Genomic DNA, 23906 nt, shown 5'->3' with positions numbered 1-23906 from the left:
CGTCGGGGCCGCCCCGGTCGGTTCCTCCCGCTCCTGCGGCAGCAGGGCCCATCCGGCCAGCCCGAGCGCCAGCGCCGCCGTGCCCGCCCCGACCACCATCCAGCCGGTACGCCCCCGGGTCGACGGCCGGGCCACGTCGGCCATCAGCGCCGCCGGCAGCACGGCGGTCGGCGCGGCGTCGTCCCGCCGCAGGTCGACCTCACGGAAGGCCATCCAGTCGAGCAGCGCGGGCAGGCGTCCGGCCAGCGACTGCCGGTAACACTCCTCGCGGCGCGCGCCCTGACCGGCGGGCCAGTCGCCCTGCTCCACGGTCTCCCGGACGGTCACCCGGCAGCCCTCGGCGGTGGCGGTGAGGACGCAGGTCAACTCGGTGTGACGGGTCCCCTCGACACACCGGACGACGAGCAGCTCCGGCACCCGCTGGCGCACCGCCCCGATCTCGACGTCGCCGTCGAAGCCGGGCAGCCCGGCGGTGCCCACCCGCCATCGGCCGGGCCGGTCGGGCACCGGCTCGGCCCCGGCGAACCAGCGGGCCAGCAGCGCCGGATCGGTCACCGCGCGCCAGACCCGGTCAGCGGGGTGCAGCAGGTCGACCTGCGTGCCGATCTCGATCACGGCGAGAGACTCTACGGCCCGCACGCCCCGCCGGTGAACCTGGTCGCCACGATCGAACCTGCTCACTGCGTCACGACTTGACGAAACACATGTTATCGCTCACAGTCGATGGCGAGGACACCGCACCTGATGGCTCACCGGGCGAGCCGTGCTGGTCGAGCCTCGGATCGCGACGTCCCCCCAGGGCATGCGGGATGTCGGGTCAGGATTTCCCATCAGCAGCTGCCGGCGACGGCGCGACCGGCCCCGACCAGGGGCGGGACGACTCCGTCGACGGCCGGCCCGGTCTCCTCGAAGGAGGATCATGGCGCCCTTTTCGGGAGGCGCTGCGCCGTTGCCCGCAGCGGGTGATCCTCTCGCCGATCCGGGCTGCGGCCCCGGCGTCGAGGTCACCGAGGTCGTCGGCCGACACGGACCGCGACGGGGACATCGCCGACAGCCCCCCGTCCGGGCCAGGTACGGCGGCCACGATGGTCCGTCCTGGCCGACCGGACGGCGGACCCCGCCGGCCGGCACGGCCCACCGCACCGGGAACCGGGCACCTCAGCACCACCACCGCTGCACCCACCTCGAGAAGGATGCGACATGAGACCCAAGAGAGCCCTACTGGCCACGGCGACCCTCGCCGTGGCCGGCGCACTCACCGTCGGGATGACGTTGGCACTGGCCCCCGCAGCCAGCGCCGGGACGACCCTGCGGGCGGCGGCGGCCGAGAAGGGCCGCTACTTCGGCGCGGCGGTCGCGACGGGCAAGCTGTCCACCAGCACCTACACCACCATTCTCAACCGCGAGTTCAACTCGATCGTGGCCGAGAACGAGATGAAGTGGGACGCCACCGAGCCGCAGCAGGGCCGGTTCAGCTACACCGGCGGCGACCGGATCGTCAGCCACGCCCAGGCCAACGGGATGAGCGTGCGCGGTCACGCGCTGCTCTGGCACCAGCAGGAGCCGAGCTGGGCGCAGGGCATGTCGGGCAGCGCGCTGCGCAGCGCGATGATCAACCACGTCACCCAGGTCGCCACCCACTTCCGCGGCAAGATCTATGCCTGGGACGTGGTGAACGAGGCGTTCGCCGACGGTGGCGGCGGTGGGCGTCGTGACTCGAACCTCCAGCGCACCGGTAACGACTGGATCGAGGCGGCGTTCCGGGCCGCCCGGGCCGCTGACCCGGGCGCGAAGCTCTGCTACAACGACTACAACACCGACGGGGTCAACGCGAAGTCGACGGGCGTGTACAACATGGTGCGGGACTTCAAGTCCCGGGGCGTGCCGATCGACTGCGTCGGCTTCCAGTCCCACCTGGGCACCACCATCCCGGGTGACTACCAGGCCAACCTCCAGCGCTTCGCCGACCTCGGCGTGGAGGTGCAGATCACCGAGCTGGACGTGATGACCGGCGGCAACCAGGCCAACATCTTCGGCACGGTCACCCGGTCCTGCATGGCCGTCTCCCGGTGCGCCGGCATCACCGTGTGGGGGGTGCGGGACTGCGACTCGTGGCGTGGCTCCGACAACGCCCTGCTGTTCGACTGCAACGGCAACAAGAAGCCGGCGTACGACTCGGTGCTGAACGCGCTCAACGCGGGTCCGGGCATCCCGAACCCGACGACGACCCCGCCGAACCCGACCACCACCCCGCCGAACCCGACCACGCCGCCGCCGACGACGCCGCCTGCGGGTGGGTCGGGGTGCTCGGCGTCGGTGTCGTTGAACTCGTGGACCGGTGGTTTCGTGGCCACGGTGAAGGTGACGGCGGGTTCGTCGGGTACGCGTGGGTGGACGGTGAGCATGACGTTGCCGGGTGGGGCGAGTGTGACCGGTACGTGGTCGGCGACGGCCAGTGGTAGTTCCGGGACGGTGCGGTTCACGAATGTGGACTACAACGGTTCGCTCGGTGCGGGTCAGTCGACCGAGTTCGGTTTCCAGGGCAACGGCAGTGGGGCGGGGATGACCCCCACCTGCACCGCCAGCTGAGTATCACCGCCGCCGGCCCGACCCGGGCGTACCGGGTCGGGCCGGCGGTGCATCACCCCCACCCGCCGGCCGGCGCGACGCGCCCCGGCCGGACCATCGTCGGCCAGCCCCGGACCGGGCCAGTCCGGCCCGTCGTCCCGCACGCCGGGACGGCCCGTCGCCCGTCGCTGACCACCGAATGCGACAGAGGAACCGTCGATGAAATCCAGACTCGCACTGCTGGCCGCCGTGCTGGCCACGGCCCTGGCGACCGTCACGGCCGTGGTCACGGCCCCCAACCCGGCGTCGGCCGCGACGCTGACCCAGGTGACCAACTTCGGCACCAACCCGACCAACCTGCAGATGCACCTCTACGTGCCCGACCGGGTGGCGGCCCGGCCGGCGCTGCTGCTGGCCCTGCACTACTGCACCGGCAGCGGCCCGGCGGTGCACTCCACCTTCGGGCTGAGCACCCTCGCCGACCGCTACGGCTACATCGTCATCTACCCGTCGGTGACCCGCAGCAGCAAGTGCTGGGACGTCTCCTCCCCGCAGGCCCTGCGGCGCGACGGCGGCAGCGACCCGGTCGGCCTCAAGTCGATGATCGACTACGTGCGGGGCCGCTACCCGGTCGACGCCAGCCGGATCGGCGTCATCGGGTTCTCGTCCGGGGCCATGATGACCAACGTGATGGCCGGCCTCTACCCGGACGTGTTCCACGCCGGGGTCAGCTCCTCCGGCGTGCCGTTCGGCTGCTTCGCCACCACCAACGGCTCGGAGTGGAACAGCGACTGCTCCGGCGGCCGGATCGTCAAGACCCCGCAGCAGTGGGGTGACCTGGTGCGCAACGCCTACCCCGGCTACACCGGCAAGCGCCCCCGGATGCAGATCTGGCACGGCACCACGGACACCACGCTGAGCTACGTCAACTTCGGCGAGCAGGTCAAGCAGTGGACCAACGTGCTCGGCGTCTCGCAGACCCCCAGCTCCACCGACTACCCGCAGACCAGCGCCACCCGCACCCGGTACGGCGGCACCGGGGGCACGCCGCCGGTGGAGGCGATCAGCTTCCAGGGCTACGGCCACTCCATCCCGTTCGACGCCGCCCAGGCCGTCCGCTTCCTGGGCTTCGACAGCGCGAGCCCCACCACCCCGCCGCCGAACCCGACGACCACCCCGCCGAACCCGACGACGCCTCCGCCGAACCCGACGACTCCGCCTGCGGGTTCGGGGTGCTCGGCTTCGGTGTCGTTGAACTCGTGGACGGGTGGGTTCGTGGCCACGGTGAAGGTGACGGCGGGTTCGTCGGGTACGCGTGGTTGGACGGTGAGCATGACGTTGCCGGGTGGGGCGAGTGTGACCGGGACGTGGTCGGCGACGGCCAGTGGTAGCTCGGGGACGGTGCGGTTCACGAATGTGGACTACAACGGTTCGCTCGGTGCGGGTCAGTCGACCGAGTTCGGTTTCCAGGGCAACGGCAGTGGTGCGGGGATGACCCCGACCTGCACCGCCAGCTGAACGACGACGTCACCCCGGCTCCGGGCGGAACAGACCTCCCGCCCGGAGCCGGGTCCGCCGCCGACGGGCGAGCGCACCGGTCCGGCGGTACGGACCGCCGGGGACCGGCCCGGCCAGGCCGGAAGCACCCATGTAGCGACGGCACCGGTGGACCGCCGACGGCTCCGTCACCGGCGGTCCACCGCCCCCGGCTCGCGGCGTCGCCGTGGTCGACGCCGCACCCCATCACCAACCAGTGGACCGTCGCAGCGGGATGACGAGGGTTCATGGTGTCGAGTCGTTCCGAAGGAGAACCACTCATGTCAGGAATCACCCGGTTCCTTCGCCGTCCCAGCACACTGGCGTTACTGGTCGTCGGCAGCGTGCTGGCGGCCAGCGGTCTGGTCGGCGGGTCCGCCGAGCCCGCCCGCGCCGCCACCGCCATCACGGTCAACGGATCGTCCGGCGGCCGTACGTTCGACGGTGTGGGCGCGGTCAGCGGCGGCGGCGGCAACAGCCGGCTGCTGATCGACTACCCCGAGCCGCAGCGTGGTCAGATCCTGGACTACCTGTTCAAGCCCAACTACGGCGCCTCGCTCCAGATCCTCAAGGTGGAGATCGGCGGCGACACCAACTCCACCAGCGGGTCCGAGCCGAGCCACTCCCACTTCCGCGGTGACCTCGACTGCAACCGCGGCTACGAGTGGTGGATCATGGAGCAGGCCAAGCTCCGCAACCCGAACATCAAGCTCGTCGGGCTGGCCTGGGGCGCACCGGGCTGGATCGGCAACGGCACCTTCATGTCCCAGGACTCGATCGACTACCACCTGTCCTGGCTGGGCTGCGCCAAGCAGCACAACCTGACCCTCGACTACCTCACCGCCGCCCAGAACGAGCGGCTGTACGACGCCAACTGGACCATCAACCTGCGTACCGCGCTCAACAACAACGGGTACGGCGGCGTGAAGCTCATCTTCGGCGACGACTACCCGGGCAGCTGGAACCCGGCCAACGTGGCCGTCAACAACGCCAACCTGCGCAACGCCATCGACGTGATCGGCGGCCACTACCCGTGCGGCTACCTGGCCGCGCAGACCACCTGCACCGTGTCGGCCAACGCCACCAACACCGGTGAGACGCTGTGGAACAGCGAGGGCGGCTCCCAGGACTACAACGACGGCGCCAAGCCGCTGGCGCGCGGCATCAACCGGGGCTACCTCGACGGGAAGATGACCGCCTACATCAACTGGAACCTGATCGGCGCGACCACCACGAACATCCCCTGGGCCACCGTCGGGCTGATGCTGGCCAACCAGCCCTGGTCCGGCTGGTACGCGGTCGGCAAGAACGCCTGGACCCTCGCGCACACCAGCCAGTTCACCGCGCCGGGCTGGAAGTACCTCGACTCGTCCAGCGGCTACCTCGGCGGCAACCGCAACAACGGCAGCTACGTGTCGTTGAAGTCGACCAACAACTCCGACTACACCACGGTCATCGAGACCATGGACGCGACCGCCGCGCAGACGCTGAACCTCAACGTCACCGGCGGCCTGTCCACCGGCACGGTGCACGTCTGGTCGACCAACCTGAACTCCACCAACACCGCCGACCACTTCGTGCGCGGCGCCGACATCACCCCGTCCAACGGGGCCTACTCGCTGACCGTGCAGCCGGGGTACCTCTACACGGTCACCACGACCAGCGGTGGCGGCAAGGGCACCGCGACCAGCCCCGCGCAGGGGCAGCTGGGCCTGCCGTACAGCGACAACTTCGACAGCTACCCCGCCGGCAAGCTGGCGAAGTACCTCCAGGACAACCAGGGGGCGTTCGAGACCGCCGCGTGCGGCGGCGGCCGGTCCGGCATGTGCCTGCGGCAGTCCTCGCCGATGGCGCCGATCACCTGGAAGACCCTGGCCGACCCCAGCACCTACGGCGGCAACCTGAACTGGAACAACTACACCGTCTCGGCCGACGTGCTGCACGAGAAGTCGGGCTACGTCCAGTTGGAGGGCCGGGTCGGCAACCAGACCCTGGACCCGGTCAGCGCGCAGAACGCCTACTTCCTGCGGGTCACCGACGGCGGCGCCTGGTCGATCCTGCGCAACAACACCAGCAACCAGCTCACCACCCTGCGCAGCGGCACGGTCGCCGCGCTGGGCACCAACCGCTGGCACAGCCTGGCCCTGGGCTTCTCCGGCAGCACCATCACCGCGATCATCGACGGCGTCACCGTGGGCACCGCCACCGACTCGTCGTTCGGCGCGGGCCTGGTCGGTTTCGGCACCAGCCAGGGGCACACCGCCCAGTTCGACAACCTCAGCGTCGTCCCCGGCGTGGGCGGCGGCACGCAGACGGCGCTGCGCAACGTCAACGCCGGCCGGTGCCTCGACGTCCCGTCGCAGTCGCAGACCAACGGCACCCAGCTCGCGCTCTGGGACTGCAACGGCGGAGCCAACCAGTCGTGGGCGCAGACCGCCGGCAAGCAGCTCCAGGTGTACGGCACGAAGTGCCTGGACGCCGAGCGGTCCGGGACCACCTCGGGTACCCGGGTGCTCATCTGGGACTGCAACGGCGGCACCAACCAGCAGTGGAACGTCAACACCGACGGCACGGTCACCGGTGTGCAGTCCGGCCTGTGCCTGACGCCCACCGGGTCCGGCACCGCCAACGGCACGCTGATGGTCCTGTCGACCTGCACCGGCGGCAACAGCCAGAAGTGGACCCGGAGCTGACCGGGCACCACTGACACCGGCACACCCCCGGCGCGGCACCGTGCCGGGGGTGTCGCCGTGCCGGCGGCGTGGTCCCGACCGGCCCGGGGTGGTCGACGGGTGCCACCGGCCGACGGCATCCGGGCAGGCAGAGGCGCAGGGCCGGGGAGCGAACCCGGCCCTGCGCCTTCCCTCACCGGCGGAAAGGTCCCCGCCGCGTCACACCGGCGTCCGCCGCCACTGCTGGTTGGCGCCGGTGCCGCAGGTCCACTGCACGACCTGCACCCCGTCGGTCAGCCCGGCGTTGAGCACGTCGAGACACTTGTTGCTGTGCCGGGCGACGAGCTGCACCCAGCCGTCGCCGACGTCCTGGACCCGCCACTGCTGGTTGGTGCCCCCGTTGCAGGCCCACTGCACCACCCGGGCGCCGTCCGCGGTGGTGCCGGCGCCGCCGTAGACGTCGAGGCACCTGCCGCTGTTGACGCTCACCACCGTGGACCAGCCACCGCCGACGTCCTGGAACCGCCACCGCTGGTTGGCCTGCCCGTTCGCGGCCCACTGCACGACGTTCGCGCCGTCGGTGGTGGCGGCGTTGCTGACGTCGAGCAGCTTCGCGCTGTGCCGGGCGGTCAGCGTGGCGGTGGTCGGGGTCGGGGTGGTGGTCTGCGGCGTCAGCCGGTAGAGCCCGGCACCGTGGGCGGGCAGCGAGCGGCTGAACGTCCCGGTCGAGGTGCCCAGGGCCGCGCCGGACCACAGATCGGTCGCGGTGGCCGAGCCGATGCCCAGGTCGGCGAGGTTCACCGACACGGTGGCCGCCGCGCCCTCCCGGTTGAACAGCGCGACGTACCGGTCCGCGCTGTCCGGCACGTCGGCGACCCACACCTGCCGGGTGCCGCCGGTGAGCTGCCGGTTGTTGGCGCTGCGCTGGTCGACCGCCAGCACCGCGCTGTTGGTCATCAACGCCAGCTCCGCCGGCCGGTTCTCCACCAGGTTGCCGCCCCACATCAGCGGCGCCCGGTTGATCACCCACAGTGACATGAGGGTGCGCTGCTCGTCCGCGCTGAGGTTCGAGTAGCGCGGTGAGCCGACCGGGCCGTACTTCGACAGCCGGCCGATCGGGATCATGTCCGGATCGGGCCACGCGCCTGCCCTGCGGTACGGCGTCCAGTTGCGCAGCTGGTCGAACAGGGCGTCCACGGACGACCAGTTGTCCCACAGGTCGTTGACGATCCGCCACATGTGCGCGTTGCTCTGCACGTGCGGCCCGGCGGACAGCGGCGTCGCCCCCGGCGACAGGCTCAGCACCATCGGCCGGCCGCTGCGCTGGATCGCCGTCCGGTAGCCCTCGACCTCCGCCTGCCGGTACGTCGGCGCGGCGATGTCGTCGATCTTCACGAAGTCGACGCCCCACCCGGCCAGCAACTGGAACACCGAGTCGAGGTACGCCTGCGCGCAGGGGTTGGACATGTCCAGCCCCCACATCAGGTTGAGCCAGGCCGCGCTGTTTCCGGCGTCGATCTGGTCGGCCCGGCAGGAGGTGCCGAGGATCGGCACGTTGTCCGCGACCGCCTGCCGGGGGATGCCCCGCATCAGGTGTACGCCGAACTTCAGCCCCTGCGCGTGTACGTGGTCGGCCAGCGGCTTGAACCCGTTGCCGCCGGCCGCCGACGGGAACCGGGTGGTGTCGGGCAGCAGCCGCCCGTTGGCGTCCATCCGGAGCCGGGGTTGCAGGTTGGCGTCCTGGTTGGGGCTGCCGTTGTGCTGCCCGGGGAAGTACCAGGCCCAGTCGACGACGATGTACTGCCAGCCGTACTGGCGCAGGTTCGCGCCCATGTAGTCGGCGTTGGCCCGCACGTCGGCCTCGGTGACGCTCCAGTTGAACGAGTCGTAGCTGTTCCACCCCATCGGCGGGGTGTCGGCGACGCCGTTGTCCCACGCCTGCGCCGGCTGGGGCCCGGTGGCGCCGACCAGGCCCGTCACGAGCAGGAGGGCGGTGGCGAGCAGGACGGCCACCCGTCGGGTCGCCGGAGGGATGACACGGTGCTGCATCGGACCTCCTCGGCCATGGGTCAGCGGTAGCCGGCGGCGGTGATGTTCGCCTGCACCGCGTTCTCGGTGGCGTCCGACGGGTAGCCGGCGACCATCGCCCCCTCGTAGAACGTGCCGACGCTCTGGTTGGTGTTGTCGATGCAGCAGTCCCCGCCGCTGCCCAGGATGATCGCCCCCTGCTTCTTCATCGGGCTGTACCCGCGCGGCAGCGCCCCGTCGTAGAGGGTGTAGAGGCTGCCGGACTGGGCGTTGCTGCCCTTGATGGCGAAGCGGGAGGTGCCGTTGTTCTTCAGGGTGGCGGTGACGAACTTGCTGGTGAACGCCCGCTGGTTGGCGTTCCACGAGCTGCTGCCGCCGGGGTAGAGGCCGTACTCCAGGTCGGCCTGCACCCACGGGCCGGAGCCGGAGCAGCCGCCGAACCAGCAGCTGGTGCCGAAGTAGATGGCGTCCATCGCGCCGGCACCGTCGGCGCGGCGGGTGGTCTCGCTGTTGCCGTAGTCGAAGCAGCAGCCGCTGTTGACGTGGGTGCCGCTGGTGACCATGTACATGCCCTCGGGGGCCGCACCGGTCGGCACCCCGGTCAGGTGACCGTCGCGCCAGTAGCTGCTCTTGCCGGGGATGTAGAGCGAGTAGACCTTGTCGCCGCCGACCGTCACCGACTCCTTGTTCGCGACCGCCGGCTGGACGGCGCCACCGACACCGCCGGAACCCTGGTAACCGAGGTTGTTGCCGCGTCCGGACTGGTCGAAGATGATCGTGATGACGCAGGTGGTGTTCGCACAGAAGCTGTCCTGGCTGGCGGCGTTGGCCCGCCCGCCCGGCGACAGCACCCCGATGTTGCGGGTGGTGTTGTCCGAGGACCGGCGCACCTGGTAGAGCGAGCCGTTGTAGGCGGCGTAGAGCGCCCGGGTGGTGCTGTGCGCCGCGATGCAGGCGGTACCGCCGGCGGCGTAGATGTCACACGGCTGGCTGGTGCCGGGCGGCGGCGTGGTCGGCGGCGGGGTGGTGGGCGGCGGCGTGGTCGGCGGGGGCGTGGTCGCCGGTGGCCCGGTGGTCGGGTTCACCCCGCCGGTGCAGGTGGTGCCGTTGAGGCTGAACGATGTGGGCGCGGGGTTGCTGCCGGTCCACGCGCCGTTGAAGCCGAAGCTGGCGGTGCCGTTGGTGGGGATCGCGCCGTTGTAGCTGGCGTTGGTGACGGTGACCTGGGCGCCGGCCTGGGTGTAGCTGCCGTTCCAGAGCTGGGTGACGGTCTGCCCGGCGGTGTAGTTCCAGGTCAGCCGCCACCCGTCCACCGCGTCGCCGAGGTTGGTGATGGTGACGTTGGCGCCGAAGCCGCCCTGCCAGGACGAGCTGACGGTGTAGTTCACCTGGCAGCCGGCGGCGGCGGCCGAGGCCGAGGTCTGGGTGGCGGCGGCGGGGACGAGCAGGAGGGCGGTGACGGCGGCGACCAGCGCCGGCCGTCGGCGGAGGAATCGGTTTTCTCGCACGGGATCTCCTGTGGTGGACGGATGGTGCGGTGCGCCCGGGGGCCGGGTCACCCCCCGACGCCGCGCGGGGACGACGACGGGAGGTGGACCCGGCCGTGGTGGGTCAGGCGGTCACGCAGGTCGCGCCGTTGAGGGTGAACGTCGCGGGCGCGGCGGCGTTGCCGGTGTGGGTGGCCTGGAAGCCGATCGTCGTCGACGCCCCCGGGGCCAGCGTGCCGTTGTAGCTGACGTTCGTGGCGGTGACCTGGCCGCTGCTCGGCGCGTAGCTGGCGTTCCAGCCGCCGGTGATGACCTGCCCGGCGGGCAGGGCGAACCCCAGGGACCAGCCGTTGAGCGTCGTGCTCGCGGTGTTGACGATGGTGATGCTCGCGGTCAGCCCGTTGTTCCACGCGCTGATCGTGTCGGTGACCCGGCAGGCCCCCGACTGCGGCGACGACGTCGGCGTGGGCGTCGGGGGCGAGGTCGGGGTGACCGTCGGCGTCGGGGTCGGCGTGGGCGTCGGGGTGGCCGTCGGCGTGGGGGTCGGCGTCCCGGTCGGGGTGGGGGAGGGCGTCGGGGCGCTGCCGTCCAGACCGAGGAAGGTGATGGCGTACCCGAGCTGGCCGGGCATCGGCAACTGGTGCCCCACCCCGGCGATGCTGATCCCCTCGACCGGGGACTGCGGGCCCGTCCCGCCGTACCGGGTGCGGGTCCAGGACGACTGGGGGCGGTCGGTGACGGCGGGCGTGGTGCTCAACCCGTGCAGGTTGGTCCACTGCTTGATCTCTTCACCGAAGTTGGGGTACGCGAGGGTGGTGTCCGTCGCGCCGTGCCACAGCTGCATCCGGGGATAGCGACCGGAGTATCCGGGATACATGGCGCGGGCCTGGTCGCCCCACTGCTGCGCCGTCTTGATCACGTTGCCGCCGGAGCACCTGCTGTTCCACAGTGAGCCGTCGGTGGTGGCGAAGCAGCCTGCCGGCACCCCGGAGAAGGCCGACGCGGCGGAGAAGACGTCGGGGTACTGCGCCGCGAGCACGTTGGTCATCATCGCGCCGGAGGAGAAGCCGGAGACCACGATCCGCGCCGGGTCGACCGGGTAGCGCTGCCGGGCGTACGCGACCATGGACATGATCCCGGTCGAGTCGCCGCCGCCGTTGCGCGTGAGCGCGGCGGGGGTGGAGACGTCGAAGCAGTTCCCGCTGCGGGTGGCCTCGGGCACCACGATGAGGTAGCCGTAGCGGTCGGCGGCGGTCACGTAGTCGTGCCCGTTGCCGTTGAAGATGCCGCTGGCCGAGCCGCCGCAGTAGTGCACCAGGAGCAGCAGCGCCGGGCGGGGCGCCAGGGTGCTCGGGGCGTACAGGTACATGTTGAGGTTGGTGGGGTTGTTGCCGAATCCCGTCACTCTGGTCAGGGTCGCCGCGGTCGCGGGCTGCGCCGTCACCAGGACGGTGGCTGCCGCGATACCGAGGACGACGGCTGCCAGCGCGGCGCGCAGACTGCCCTTCATCGGTGGCCTTTCTTCCAGGGTGGGAGCGCCGCGCCGGGGGTGTGGTGCGGGCGTCACGCCGGCGTCGGCCGGGCCCGGGATCGAAAGGAAGGTCACCGGGCGGTCCGAGGTCGTTCCCGAGAATTGACGATTGTCGTTACGTTAACGTTAACACTGACTGCTGTCCATAGCTGGCGATCGCGGCACGGAGTTGACCCCACCGGGCCGGGCCGGCGCGGTCGGGGGCCGGAGGCGGCGGCGAGCCCCGGGGCGGTGACGACGACGGCGTCGCCGCCCGGTCACCGGGGCGGGGCGACGCTGTCCCGGGTGATCAGGGTGGGGGAGACGGTCCGCCGCAGGGTGTGGTCGACCCCCGCGTCGATCTGCGCGAGCAGCAGGTCGAGGCTGGCCTCCGCCACGGTGTCGAAGTCCGGCCGGACGGTGGTCAACGGCGGGATGAAGAACGCGGCGTCCGGCACGTCGTCGAAGCCGACCACGCTGACCTCCTCCGGCACCCGCCGACCGTGCTCGTGCAGCGCGTGCAGCACGCCCAACGCGAGGTCGTCGTTGGCCGTGAAGATCGCGGTCACCTCCGGGGTCCGGGCGAGCATCTGCCCGCAGCGGTACCCCGATGCGGCGGACCAGTCGGCCTGGAGCACCGGCGGGATCTCCGCACCCGCCGCCTGCAACGTCTCCCGCCATCCCGCGATCCGCCCGGCGCTGTCGAACCAGTCCGCCGGGCCCGACACGTGCCAGACCGTGCGGTGGCCCGCATCCAGCAGGTGCCGGGTGGCCAGCCGGCCCCCCTCCACCTGGTCGATGGTGACCAGCGGTACCGGTCGCCGGGGGTCACCGTCCACGGTGACCAGCGGAATGTCGGTGGGCAGGCACTCCAGCGCCTCACCGGCCGACTCCACCGGCGCGATCACCACGATCCCGGCGACCCGGTGGGCGAGGTGCCGCTCGACGACGGCGGTGATGGAGGTGCGGTCCAGGTTGCGCACGCTGCCCACGCTGACCGCGAAGCCCGCTTCGGCCGCGGCGAGTTCGAAGGCGGACAGCAGGGAGGCCGGGCCGTAGAGGGTGGTGTTGAGTGCCACCACACCGAGCACCTGGGACCGCCCGGTGACCAGGGTGCGGGCCGCCCGGTTCGGCCGGTAGCCGAGTTCGGTGATCGCGGCCTGGACCCGCAGGCGGGTCTGTTCCCGCACGTGCGGATGGCCGTTGAGGACCCGCGACACGGTCTGGTGGGACACTCCGGCGAGGCGGGCCACGTCTCTCATCGCTGGAGCGCGCACAGTCATCCCACACCTCTCGGTCCGCCCCGCAGCCCGTTGCCGGCGAAGCGGCCCGGCCCGGCGTCCGGGCAGGGACGACAGACACGAGGCATGGGCGCACACGCCGTGGACAACGCTGGATCAGCGAGAGTCTACGCGGCGTGTCGCCCCGGGTGGGTCGGTGACGCGGCCGAGTATCGTCCGCGTGCCGTGATATTCGTCATCACGGATCGCGGGCGGTGGGCGAACTGGCGGTGACGGGTGGCCTGGTCCCTCCCTGGGTCCTCGCTGGTGCCCGGCCCGCGTCGTGCCGGGCCGGCCGACCTGTGGTGCAGCGTGTCCTCGACCGGCGTGCCGGGGGCGCGTCGACGGTGCGCCATCGGTAGGGGCCCGCGCCACGACGACCTGCCGCATCGATCGAGTCGGATGCTACTCGAAACCGTTCGGTAACGACAAGGACAGGTTTCTGCGATCCACCGCCGACCACCGCGCCTCCCGGCCGGGTCAGTGGTCGGGGGCGACGGCGGTGCTGTCCCGGACCACCAGCGTGGTCGCCAGCTCCACCCGGTTCTGGGCGAGGCGCTCGTTGGCGGCCAGGGTCAGCACCATCCGGGCCGCGGCGGCACCCATCTCGGTCAGCGGCTGCCGCACCGAGGTCATCGGCGGCCCGCAGAACATGGTGTACGGGATGTCGTCGAAGCCCACCACGCTGAGGTCCCGGGGAATACGGCGGCCGGCCAGCCGGGCCGCCTCGTAGACCCCCAGCGCCTGGAGGTCGTTGCCGCACACGATCGCCGTCGGCGCCGGGTCCTGCCGGAGCAGTTCCTGGCCGTGGTTGAGGCCGTCCTCGAAGGAGAACCAGTGGCCGTGGCGCAGCCAGCGCGCGGGCAGCCCGACCCCGGCCGCCTCCAGGGCCGCCCGCGCGCCGTCCAGCCGGGCCTTGGCGCAGAGCCGTTCGGTCGGTCCGGAGATCACCCCGATCCGGCGGTGGCCGAGGTCGAGCAGGTGTCGGGCGGCCTCGAAGCCACCGCTCCAGTTGGTCGAGGTCACCGACGGGACGGCGTGCAGCGGCGGCTCGCCGGTGGGATCGAGGACCACCAGTGGGATCCCGCTCGCCGCCAGCAGGGCGTGTTGTTCGGAGGTGAAGCCGAGGTGGACCGCGATCACCCCGGTCGGGCGGCGGGCCAGCAGGTCGCGGGCCCAGAACCGGCCCTCCGAGACCTGCCGGCGGGCGTCGGTGAAGCCGACGGCGAACCGGTGCGCCCCGGCGACCTGCTGCACCCCCTGCATGATCATCACCGCCAGGTTGCTCTGCATGCCGTAGAAGACCACCTCCACGCTGGCGTGCGGGGTGCCCAGTTCCGGCCGGCGGTAGCCGTGCTTGCGCAGCAGCGCCTCCACCCGGGAGCGGGTCTCCGCCGCGACCCCCGAGCGGCCGTTGAGGACCTTCGACACGGTGGGCGCGGACACGTCCGCCAGCTGGGCGATGGTGGTCAGCGTGGGCTCGCCCCGCCGACGGCTGCGCCGCTGCGGCCCCGTCGCCCGTTCCGTCGGCGTGCCGGCCGCCGGGGCGGGCGCGGGCGCGTCGGTGGTGGGGGCGACCGGGTCACCGGCCGGGGTGCGCGGGGCCGGTGGACGCCCGTGCTGCCGGCGTACCGTGTCGAGCAGGCGACTGCGGACGGATTCGGCGTCGCGCGCGGCGACCGGGCCGGCGGGCACCGTCTCGGTCAGGTAGCGCCGTCGTTTCGACACCGGGTCGATGCCGGCGTACACCCGCACCCGCAGTGAGCCGCTGGGTAGCTCCTCGATCTCACCACGGGCCCGTCGACCGGGCCTGGAGCCAACTGACATGGAGCTATCGTATTCGATGTCGGCGGGGCAGATGGCTCCATGATGGCTCCATGAGCGCGGGCGCTCCCGCCTCCACCGGCCCCGGGTGGCCCGGGTGCCCCGTCCGGCGCGGTCGATCCGTCCGGCCGTCGGCTCCGGGCCCCGGCCGGCGACCGGCCGGACATTGATCGATGTATGGAAGCAGTTGAATACCCCGAAACGCTTCCGTAACATGAGGGGCCATTGTTAGCGCTCACACCGAGTGGCCGGAACGGACGGATCCCACCGTCCGGCGGAGGCCCCGGCCGGGCGGCGCCACTGATTGGAGACCTCGTGAAGCGATTCGTGCGAGCCCGGCACTGGGGGCGGGCGGCGGTGGCCGGCCTGCTCCTGGCCGGCGTTCTGGTGGGGATGCGGGCACCGGTGGCGCAGGCGTTGGAGAACGGGGTGGCCCGCACCCCGCCGATGGGGTGGAACAGCTGGAACTCCTTCGGCTGCAACATCAACGAGGCCCTGATCCGCCAGACGGCCGACGCGCTGGTCAGCAGCGGGATGCGGGATGCCGGCTACCAGTACGTCGTGGTCGACGACTGCTGGTTCAACCCGAACCGGGACTCCGCCGGCAACCTCCAGGGTGACCCGACCCGGTTCCCCAGCGGCATGAGGGCGCTCGGCGACTACATCCACGCCCGGGGGCTGAAGTTCGGCATCTACCAGGTACCGGTCGACAAGACCTGTGCCCAGTACTTCAACTCCTACCCGGGCGCGACGGGCAGCCAGGGCCACGAGGCGCAGGACGCCCGGCAGTTCGCCGCCTGGGGCGTCGACTACCTCAAGTACGACTGGTGCTCGCCGAACGGGTCCATCGACCAGCAGGTCGCCACGTTCGCCAAGATGCGCGACGCCCTGGCGGCCACCGGCCGGCCGATCGTCTACAGCATCAACCCCAACAGCATCCACGCCAAGACCGGCCCGCAGCGCAACTGGGGCGACGTGGCGAACATGTGGCGGACCACCGAGGACATCACCAACACCTGGAACAGCGGGCAGACCAACGGCTACCCGATGGGCATCCAGAACATCATCGACGTCAACGTGCCGTTGGCCCCGTACGCAAAGCCCGGCGCCTTCACCGACCCCGACATGATGGAGGTCGGCCGGGGCGGCATGACCGACACCGAGATGCGCAGCCACTTCGCGATGTGGGCGATCATGGCTTCCCCGTTGATCGCCGGCAACGACGTCCGGTCGATGAACGCGGCCACCCAGACCATTCTCAAGAACGCGAACCTGATCGCCATCAACCAGGATGCCCTGGCGTTGCAGGGCGCCCAGGTCTCGTTCGACGGCACCCGCCGGGTGTTGGCCAAGCGGCTGGCCAACGGGGACGTCGCCGTCGCCCTGTTCAACCAGGGCGGCTCGACGACGACGATCTCCACCACCGCCGCCGCCATCGGCAAGTCCGGTTCCTCCTTCACCCTGGTCGACGCCTGGACCAACGCCAGCACCACCAGCACCGGCACCATCTCGGCCAGCGTGCCGTCGCACGGCACGGTGGTCTACCGGGTCAGCGGCGGTGGCACGGCCCCGCCGACGACGCCGCCGCCGTCCACGGCGAACGCGCTGTCCAGCGTCTCCTCGGGCCGCTGCCTGGACGTGCCGCAGAGCAACACCGCCAACGGCACCCAGCCGGTGATCTGGGACTGCAACGGGGCGGCCAACCAGCGCTGGACGGCCAACGGCCAGACCCTCCAGGCCCTCGGCAAGTGCCTGGACGCGCCGCTCAACGCCACCGCCGGCACCAAGGCCCAGATCTGGGACTGCAACGGCGGCACCAACCAGCAGTGGACGTTCAACGCCAACGGCACGATCAGCAACGTGCAGTCCGGCCTCTGCCTCGACGTGAACAACAACGGCACCGCCAACGGCACCACCGTGCTCCTGTGGACCTGCACCGGGGCGACCAACCAGCGGTGGAACCGGATCTGACCGTGACGTCGTCGCCCACCCGGTGGCCGGGTGGGCGACGACGGGTGGTTGCCGGACCCGGACGGTGTGGTGCGGACACCGTCCGGGTCCGGTCGTCCGACGTCCGCCGTCGACGTGGCGGTGGACGTCGCCCCGCCCGGACGACCGGGCGGTGGTCGGGACCTCAGCCGGTCGTGGTGGCGGCGGGTGTGCCGACCGGGGTCAGCCCGGTGGCGGCCCGGTAGCGGACCGGGATCGGGTCGGTCAGCGCGCCGACGAACTCCCCGTCGACGTGGTCGAGGAACCCGATCAGGGACCAGTCGCCGGCGGGGCCGGCGACCAGCCGGGGCGCGTAGAGGTGCGGGTGCGGGAACGGGCGGGCCGCGGCGATGTCCCACGGGCCGCGTACGTCGTGCCCCTCGACCGCCCAGATCCGGTGGCCGTCGCGGCGGGTGCCGGCGGCGTCGGTGGAGAACAGCAGCAGCGGTTGCCCGTCCACAACGGCGACCTGCGGCACCTCCAGGTGCCCGAACCCGGCGGGCACCGACAGCGGCGGCTGCACGGTCCAGTGCACCAGGTCCGGTGAGGTGGCGTGCCCGACGACGCCCCGGGCCTCGGTCGGGCCGGTGTTCACCCGGGCGGTGACGAGCATGTGCCATCCGTCGCCGTCCGGGTCGGGGAACACCCACGGGTCACGCCAGGCCTGCTCGTACCAGAGGGTCCGGTCGAGCAGTTCGTACCAGGTGGGGTCGGCCTCGACCAGCGGCCCGGTGCCGTGCCGGTGCCAGGTGGTCAGGTCGTCGGAGACGGCCAGGCCGATCCGCTGCACCAGCCCGTCCTCGGCCCGGCCGACCCCGGTGTAGAACAGGTACCACCGCCCGTCCGGGCCGCGCACCGTGCATCCCGTCCAGGTCGCGAGGTCGTCCCAACTCGGCGCGTCGGCCGGCACGATCGCGTCGGCGACGAGCTGCCAGGTGCGCAGGTCGGTGGAGACGGCGTGGCCGATCGTGGCGCGGCGGTGCCGGCGGTGCGGGTCGTGCAGGGCGCGGGAGGCGCGCAGGAAGAACGCGTGCCACCGGTCGGTGTCGTCCCGGGCGTACCAGCTGTCCCACACCCAGTGGTCGGGTAGACGTAGCATGCCGGGGAAGCTAGCACTAAATCGTTTTAGCGACCAGGTCGGCCTCCTGTGCGACCGGCGTGGGCGTGGTCGGCGGGCGGCGGGGGAGGGCTATCCGGCCGGGGCGGCCAGGGAGCGGCGGCGGCGCAGCGGCATGGGGACGAGCGACGGCGTGGCCCCGCCGCCGTCGAGCAGGATCTCGACCGCCCGCCGACCCATCTGCTCGTGCGGCAGCGCGGTGGTGGACAGGCCGGGGCGCAGCCAGGCGGCGATCGGGTCGTCGTCGAACGAGACCACCGAGATGTCGTCCGGGACGGTCAGCCCCGCCTCGGCGAGCGCCTGGTAGGCGCCGAACGCCAGCCGGTCGTTCATGCAGATGATCGCGGTGGGCCGGGTCGGCCGGCCCAGCAGCGTCCGCATGGCGGCGTAGCCGTGTTCGGGCAGCCACTCGGCGCAGAAGCACTCGGTCAGCAGGTCGAGCCCGGCGTCCTCCAGCGCCCGGTGGACGCCGCGCAGCCGGGCCCGGGCGGCGAGGGAGACCTCGGCGTCGTCCTCCTTGAGCCGGTTGCGGCCGATCAGCGCGATCCGGTCCCGGTGGCCGTGGTCGAGCAGGGCGGTGGTGACCGTACGGCCGGCCCGCTCGTCGTCGGGGAGCACGCAGGGCAGGTCGTCGGGGCTGGTGGCGTTGAGCAGCACCACCGGGCCGCCGAGGATGGCCGGGGGCACGGTCAGCCGGCGGGTGGCCATCGCGGCGTAGATCACGCCGTCGACCTGCCGGTCGAGCATCGCCTCGATGGCGTACTGCTCGAAGGTGGCGTCGCCCTGCGTCTCGGTGATGAGCAGCACGTGGTCCCGCTCCCGGGCCGCGTCGAGCGCGCCCCGGATGAGGCCGCCGGCGAACCGGGTGGTGGCGACGATGTCGGAGACGAACGCGATGGTGGCGGTCTTGCGGGTACGCAGGCTGCGGGCCGCCAGGTTGGGCCGGTAGCCGAGTTCCTCGGCGGCGGCGAAGACGCGCTGGTGCGCCTCGGCCGACAGCCGGGTGCCCTCCCGGCCGTTGAGGACCATCGACGCGGCGGTCTTGGACAGCCCGGCCCGCCGAGCGACGTCGGCCAGGGTTGCTCTGTTGCGGCCCATCAGTCCTCCGAATCGCCGGCGGCGTCGCGGCCGCCGCTCCCGCCCATCATGATGCGTCGCCCGGCCCCGCCCGGTGCCGGCGGTCACCCCGGGCGTGTGTCGGTCACCACCCGCTACGGCCGCCGGAGCGGGTGGCCGAGCGTGAACCGGATGTTTCCGGACCGTTGCCTTTTGGTCCTTGACAGCTCAGGTTGCCGCGCGCATGCTCTGCTAAATCAGTTTAGCGGCTACTTTTGGCAGGTCGGGTGGCACCCTCGGTGACCCTCGGCATGGTCATCGGTAACGACATCGCGTGCTGCGGCGGCACGCCGACGGCGACGTACTGTTGCGGCTGGTCACCCACCGTGACGGTCTGCCGGCTCGGCCCGTACCGCGGCCGGGGCACGCACGGAAGAGTCAAGGAGTCCTCAATTGGCTACACCACTGGCAAGGTTCTCCCGCCGGACGGCGCTCCTGGCCCCAGTGCTGGCGTTGGGGCTGGCCGCCACGGCGTGCAGCGCCCCCGGGGCCGACGACGCGCCCAGCACCGGCGGCGACGCCACCGTCAGCACCGAGCTGGGCAACGACCCGATCACCCTGGAGATGTACGCCGAGACCGGCTTCCCGCTGGCCAAGGCGTTGGCCGACGAGTTCACCAAGCAGCACCCGAACGTCAAGTTCAACATCCGCGAGGACCAGTTCACGGTCATCGTGGAGAACGCGCCCCGGGTGATGGCCTCGGACAACTCGCCGGACATCATCCGGCTCCCCACCATGGTCGACCTGGTCAAGGACGACCTGCTCAAGAACCTCGACCCGTACTTCACCGCGTACGGCTGGGACAAGTTCCCCGCCTCCCAGCTGGTGCAGCTGCGGGTCGGCGACGGCGGCACCACCCGGGGCACCGGGTCGCTGTGGGGGATGGGCCTCGGTTACAGCGTCACCGGGGTGTTCTACAACAAGAAGCTGGCCGAGCAGGTCGGCATGACCCAGCCGCCGGCCACCATCGCCGAGTTCGAGGAGCTGCTGGCCAAGGCCAAGACCGCCGGGGTCCAGCCGATCATGCAGTTCAACAAGAACACCGCGGGCATCAACTTCCCGCACCAGGCGTTGCAGAACCAGTTCGGTGACCCGGCCCAGGTGGCCGACTGGATCTTCCAGAAGCCGGGCGCGACGTTCGACACCCCGGCCGCGCTGAAGGCCACCCAGACCATCCAGAAGTGGGCCCAGGCCGGCTACTTCCCGAAGGACGCCAACGCCCTGGACTACGCGAGCATGGTGGGCGAGTTCCAGAAGAACAACGGCCTGTTCATGTTCAACGGCGACTGGGAGTCGGCCAACCTCGACAAGTCGATGCCCGGCAACGTGGGCTTCTTCCTGTTCCCGACCGAGTCGGCCGGCGGCAAGCACGTGGCGATGTCCGCCCCGAACACCTTCGGCATCGGCGCCAAGGCCAAGAACCCGGACGCCGCCGCGTTCTTCCTGAACTGGGCGCACACCAACCCCACCGCCCGGGAGATCACGGTCAAGCTCGGTGGGTCCAGCCCCGGCGGCCCGAGTGACCTGGCCGTGCCGGCCGCCGCGCCGAACACCGTGCTGGCCGAGACGCTCAAGGCGTCGCAGCAGCTCGGCGAGGAGAACGGCGCGGTGGACTTCACCGCCAACGCCACCGGTGGCATCTTCGCCGCCGCGATCACCCCGGAGATGCAGAAGCTGATCGCCGGTCAGCAGACCCCCGAGGGGTACGTGAAGGCCGTCCAGGCCGAGTACGCGAAGGAACTGTCCCGATGACGTCTGCCCTCGGCAGCGTACCGACCGGGCACGGTGGGGCGGCGCCCTCGCCGGACCGTCCCACCCGCCCGTCGCCCGCGCGGGCCCACCGGAGGCGGTGGGCCCGCGCGGGCGGGACGGGCTGGCTGTTCGTCCTGCCCGCCGTGCTGATGTACGCGGTGTTCGTGCTGCGCCCGCTCGCGTTGACCATCCAGTACTCGTTCTACAACTGGAACGGCATCGGGGTGGCCCGCTGGGCGGGACTGGACAACTACCTCACCGTGTTCACCGACAGCGACCTGTTGAAGATCATCGGCAACGCGCTCGTCCTGATCGTCTTCTTCAGCTTCGTCCCGGTCGCGCTCGGCCTGCTGGTGGCCAGCCTGGTCCGCCGGATCACCACCGGCGTGTTCGGCACCGTCGTCCGGACGGTGCTGTTCCTGCCCCAGGTCATCCCGCTGGTCGCGGCGGGCATCGCGTGGAGCTGGCTGCTGTCGACGAACGGGCTGGTCAACCAGGTCCTGCGCGCGGTCGGCCTGGGCGGGGTGGCCCGCGCCTGGCTCGGCGACTTCGACACCGCGCTGCCCGCCGTCGGCGTGATCGGCGCCTGGGTCCTGCTCGGCCTCTGCACGATCCTGCTGGTCACCGGCATGAGCAAGATCGACCCCGCGCTGTACGAGGCGGCCCGCCTCGACGGTGCCGGCCCGGTCCGCGAGTTCTTCGCCGTCACCCTGCCCAGCCTGCGCCAGGAGATCGGCGTCTGCCTCACGGTGACCATCATCGCGGCCCTGGCCAGCTTCGACATCGTCTACATCTCGACCAGCGGCGGCCCCGGCCTGCAGACCACCGTGCCCGGCCTGGAGATCTACCGGCTGGCCTTCTCGCAGCGCCAGGTCGGCCTCGCCTCGGCGCTGGCCGTCGTGCTGATGCTGCTGGTGGTGCTCTGCGTGCTGCCGATCCAGCGACTGACCCGGGGGGACAAGTCATGAACCTGAGCCGGCGCGAGAACCTGACCGGCCGGGTCTTCCTGCTCGTCCTGGTCGTGGTCACCCTGCTGCCGTTCGTCAGCATGCTCTCTGCGGCGTTGCAGCCCCGGGGCACCGTGCCCAGCGGCCTGGCCTGGCCGTCGGACCCGCAGTGGGGCAACTTCGCCGACGCCTTCACGGTGGCGAACATGGGCGCGCTGCTGCGCTCCAGCCTGCTCATCGTGGCCGGGGTGGTGCCGGTCTCGGTGCTGATCGCCACCATGGCCGGCTTCGGGCTGGGTCAGCTCCGGGTCCCCGGCGGCCGGATCGTGTTCGCCCTGCTGCTGCTCGGCCTGACCCTGCCGTTCGAGGCGGTGGTCACCCCGCTGTACTACCAGATGCAGGATCTCGGCCTGCTCAACACCCGCTGGGCGATCATCCTGCCGTTGATCGGGCTCTACATGCCGTTCGCGGTGTTCTGGATGCGGGCCCACTTCAGCAACGTGCCGGTCGAGCTGTCCGAGGCGGCCCGGGTCGACGGCAGCAGCACCTGGCAGCTGTTCTGGCGGGTCCAGGTGCCGCTCGCCCGCCCGGCCATCGCGTCGCTGACGATCCTGATGTTCCTCTGGACGTGGAACCAGTTCCTGCTGGCCATCGTCCTGGTCGACGATCCGGCCAAGCGGACGATGGCGGGCGCGCTCGGGGCGTTCCAGGGCCAGTGGGGCACCGACCTGGTGCTGCTGTGCGCCGGGTCGCTGCTGATCCTCACCCCGACCCTGATCGTCTTCCTGATCTTCCAGCGTCAGTTCATCAAGGCCCTGATCCAGGGCTCTCTGAAGGGATAGCAGTGGCCACGCAGCCGCAGATCCACGGCGACGCCGACGAACGGTACGGGCGGGTGGCCGACGTCTTCCGCGCCAACTTCACCGACCGGGGGGAGGTCGGCGCGGCGGTCACCGTCTACGTCGGCGGTCGCCGCGTCGTCGACCTGTACGGCGGGACGGCCGACCCGCGCACCGGCCGGCCCTGGACGGCGGACACCCCGGTCGTCGTCTACTCCTGCACCAAGGGCATCCTGGCGATCTGCGCCTACCTGCTGGTGCAGCAGGGCCGACTCGACCTGGACGCGCCGGTCACCCGCTACTGGCCGGAGTTCGGCCGGCACGGCAAGGCCGACATCCCGGTGCGCTGGCTGCTCACCCACCAGTCCGGCCTGCCCGCGCTCGACCGTCCGCTGACCCTCGACGAGGTGCTCGCCTGGGACCCGGTGATCAAGGCGATCGAGGCCCAGACCCCGCTGTGGGAGCCGGGCACCGCGCACAGTTACCATCCGATGACCTACGGCTGGCTGATCGGCGAGGTGATCCACCGGATCACCGGTCAGCTGCCCGGCGTGTTCTTCCGGGACGCCCTGGCGACGCCGCTGGGCCTGCGTACCTGGCTCGGGCTGCCGGCCGTCGAACGCGACTCGGTCGCCTGGAACATCGCCCCGCCACCCGACCCGGAACCGTTCGTCGACCCGGTGGCCGACCGGGGGATCACCATGGGTGGCGCGTTCGCGTTCCCTGCCGACGACGCCGGCCTGGTCAGCTTCAACGATCCCGCCATCCAGGCCGCCGGCATCCCGGGCGCGGGCGCGGTGAGCACGGCCGACGGGCTGGCCCGGCTCTACGCCGCCTGCGTGTCGCCGGTGGCGGGACCGCCCCTGCTCGACCCGGCGTCGGTCGACGACGCGACAGTCGTACGGTCGCGGGGCCAGCAGCGGCACGGCCCGCCGGACACCGGCCAGCGCTGGGGCACCGGCTTCCTGCTGCACTCCCCGCCGGCCCGGCCGCTGCTGTCCGAGCGCAGCTTCGGCCACGACGGTGCCGGCGGCAACCTCGGCTTCGGCGACGACGCCCACCAGGTCGGCTTCGGCTACGTGGTGAACCAGATGCAGGGCATGGGCGACGAACGCGCCAACCTGCTGGCCGCCGCGCTGCGGTCCTGCCTGGACGACTGACCGGCCGGACGCGCCCCGGGCGTCCCGACGAGGGACACCCGGGGCGCGCCGCCGTCCGCCGCCGCGCCGGCTCAGCGGCCG

At 71.6% G+C, this 23906-nt stretch carries 16 protein-coding genes; 8 read left to right on the top strand and 8 right to left on the bottom strand.

The genetic code is table 11. The annotated features are described in order from the left end of the window. Nucleotides 1-615 (bottom strand): SRPBCC domain-containing protein (locus H1A17_RS07195; protein WP_194821443.1); only part of this gene is annotated, 615 nt, incomplete at its 3' end. Between the two features lie 585 nt (nucleotides 616-1200). On the opposite strand from H1A17_RS07195, the gene H1A17_RS07190 reads away from it, so the two are divergent. The 3 genes from H1A17_RS07190 (at nucleotide 1201) to H1A17_RS07180 (ending at nucleotide 6797) form a co-directional block, all read left to right on the top strand. Then, nucleotides 1201-2589 carry an endo-1,4-beta-xylanase gene (locus H1A17_RS07190; protein ID WP_194821442.1) on the top strand — a complete coding sequence of 463 codons (1389 nt, stop codon included), beginning with the start codon at nucleotides 1201-1203 and terminating at the stop codon, nucleotides 2587-2589. A gap of 198 nt (nucleotides 2590-2787) precedes the next feature. Next, nucleotides 2788-4086 carry a PHB depolymerase family esterase gene (locus H1A17_RS07185; RefSeq protein ID WP_194821441.1) on the top strand — a complete coding sequence of 433 codons (1299 nt, stop codon included), beginning with the start codon at nucleotides 2788-2790 and terminating at the stop codon, nucleotides 4084-4086. Nucleotides 4087-4385: 299 nt separating this feature from the next. Beyond that, nucleotides 4386-6797, top strand: coding sequence for a ricin-type beta-trefoil lectin domain protein (locus H1A17_RS07180; RefSeq protein WP_194821440.1), 2412 nt, complete (start codon nucleotides 4386-4388; stop codon nucleotides 6795-6797). A gap of 198 nt (nucleotides 6798-6995) precedes the next feature. On the opposite strand, the gene H1A17_RS07175 is transcribed toward H1A17_RS07180, so the two are convergent. The 5 genes from H1A17_RS07175 to H1A17_RS07155 all read right to left on the bottom strand — a co-directional run bounded on the left by H1A17_RS07175 (nucleotide 6996) and on the right by H1A17_RS07155 (nucleotide 14908). After that, nucleotides 6996-8825, bottom strand: coding sequence for an alpha-galactosidase (locus tag H1A17_RS07175; RefSeq protein ID WP_194821439.1), 1830 nt, complete (start codon nucleotides 8823-8825; stop codon nucleotides 6996-6998). A 20-nt stretch (nucleotides 8826-8845) separates the two neighbouring features. After that, nucleotides 8846-10312 (bottom strand): arabinofuranosidase catalytic domain-containing protein, encoded by a 1467-nt coding sequence (locus tag H1A17_RS07170; RefSeq protein WP_194821438.1) that lies wholly within the window; start codon nucleotides 10310-10312, stop codon nucleotides 8846-8848. 103 nt (nucleotides 10313-10415) lie between these two features. Further along, nucleotides 10416-11801, bottom strand: coding sequence for a PHB depolymerase family esterase (locus H1A17_RS07165; RefSeq protein ID WP_194821437.1), 1386 nt, complete (start codon nucleotides 11799-11801; stop codon nucleotides 10416-10418). Nucleotides 11802-12079: 278 nt separating this feature from the next. Then, a complete protein-coding gene (locus tag H1A17_RS07160) occupies nucleotides 12080-13063 on the bottom strand; it encodes a LacI family DNA-binding transcriptional regulator (protein ID WP_205789456.1) in 984 nt (327 codons plus the stop codon). A 498-nt stretch (nucleotides 13064-13561) separates the two neighbouring features. Beyond that, on the bottom strand, nucleotides 13562-14908 hold the full coding sequence (locus H1A17_RS07155) for a LacI family DNA-binding transcriptional regulator (protein ID WP_194821435.1): 1347 nt from the start codon (nucleotides 14906-14908) through the stop codon (nucleotides 13562-13564). A 390-nt stretch (nucleotides 14909-15298) separates the two neighbouring features. Here H1A17_RS07155 and H1A17_RS07150 point away from each other — a divergent pair, with 390 nt between their 5' ends. Beyond that, the gene (locus tag H1A17_RS07150; protein WP_194821445.1) at nucleotides 15299-16876 is read left to right on the top strand and encodes a glycoside hydrolase family 27 protein; all 1578 of its coding nucleotides are present in this window, start codon (nucleotides 15299-15301) and stop codon (nucleotides 16874-16876) included. A 163-nt stretch (nucleotides 16877-17039) separates the two neighbouring features. Here the strand turns inward: H1A17_RS07150 and H1A17_RS07145 are convergent, their stop codons facing one another. Then, the gene (locus tag H1A17_RS07145; protein WP_194821434.1) at nucleotides 17040-17993 is read right to left on the bottom strand and encodes a family 43 glycosylhydrolase; all 954 of its coding nucleotides are present in this window, start codon (nucleotides 17991-17993) and stop codon (nucleotides 17040-17042) included. A gap of 90 nt (nucleotides 17994-18083) precedes the next feature. After that, nucleotides 18084-19109, bottom strand: a complete 1026-nt coding sequence (locus H1A17_RS07140) for a LacI family DNA-binding transcriptional regulator (protein WP_145919535.1) — start codon at nucleotides 19107-19109, stop codon at nucleotides 18084-18086. Between the two features lie 411 nt (nucleotides 19110-19520). Between H1A17_RS07140 and H1A17_RS07135 the strand changes: the two genes are divergently transcribed. Genes H1A17_RS07135 through H1A17_RS07120 form a run of 4 tightly spaced genes read left to right on the top strand, consistent with a single transcriptional unit; the run spans nucleotide 19521 to nucleotide 23825 of the window. After that, entirely contained in the window at nucleotides 19521-20879 is a 1359-nt protein-coding gene (locus H1A17_RS07135) for an ABC transporter substrate-binding protein (protein ID WP_194821433.1), read from the top strand. Further along, a complete protein-coding gene (locus tag H1A17_RS07130) occupies nucleotides 20876-21847 on the top strand; it encodes a carbohydrate ABC transporter permease (protein ID WP_194821432.1) in 972 nt (323 codons plus the stop codon). Before H1A17_RS07135 ends, H1A17_RS07130 begins: the two co-directional genes overlap by 4 nt. Then, nucleotides 21844-22668, top strand: coding sequence for a carbohydrate ABC transporter permease (locus H1A17_RS07125; protein WP_088646293.1), 825 nt, complete (start codon nucleotides 21844-21846; stop codon nucleotides 22666-22668). Before H1A17_RS07130 ends, H1A17_RS07125 begins: the two co-directional genes overlap by 4 nt. 2 nt (nucleotides 22669-22670) lie before the next feature. Further along, nucleotides 22671-23825, top strand: a complete 1155-nt coding sequence (locus tag H1A17_RS07120; protein WP_145919537.1) for a serine hydrolase domain-containing protein — start codon at nucleotides 22671-22673, stop codon at nucleotides 23823-23825. Nucleotides 23826-23906 lie beyond the last annotated feature (81 nt).

The sequence above is a fragment of the Micromonospora sp. S-DT3-3-22 genome (assembly GCF_015354745.1).
Classification (GTDB): domain Bacteria; phylum Actinomycetota; class Actinomycetes; order Mycobacteriales; family Micromonosporaceae; genus Micromonospora; species Micromonospora wenchangensis.
The sequence above is the reverse complement of the archived record's forward strand: the minus strand, read 5'-3'. Positions and strand labels throughout refer to the sequence as shown.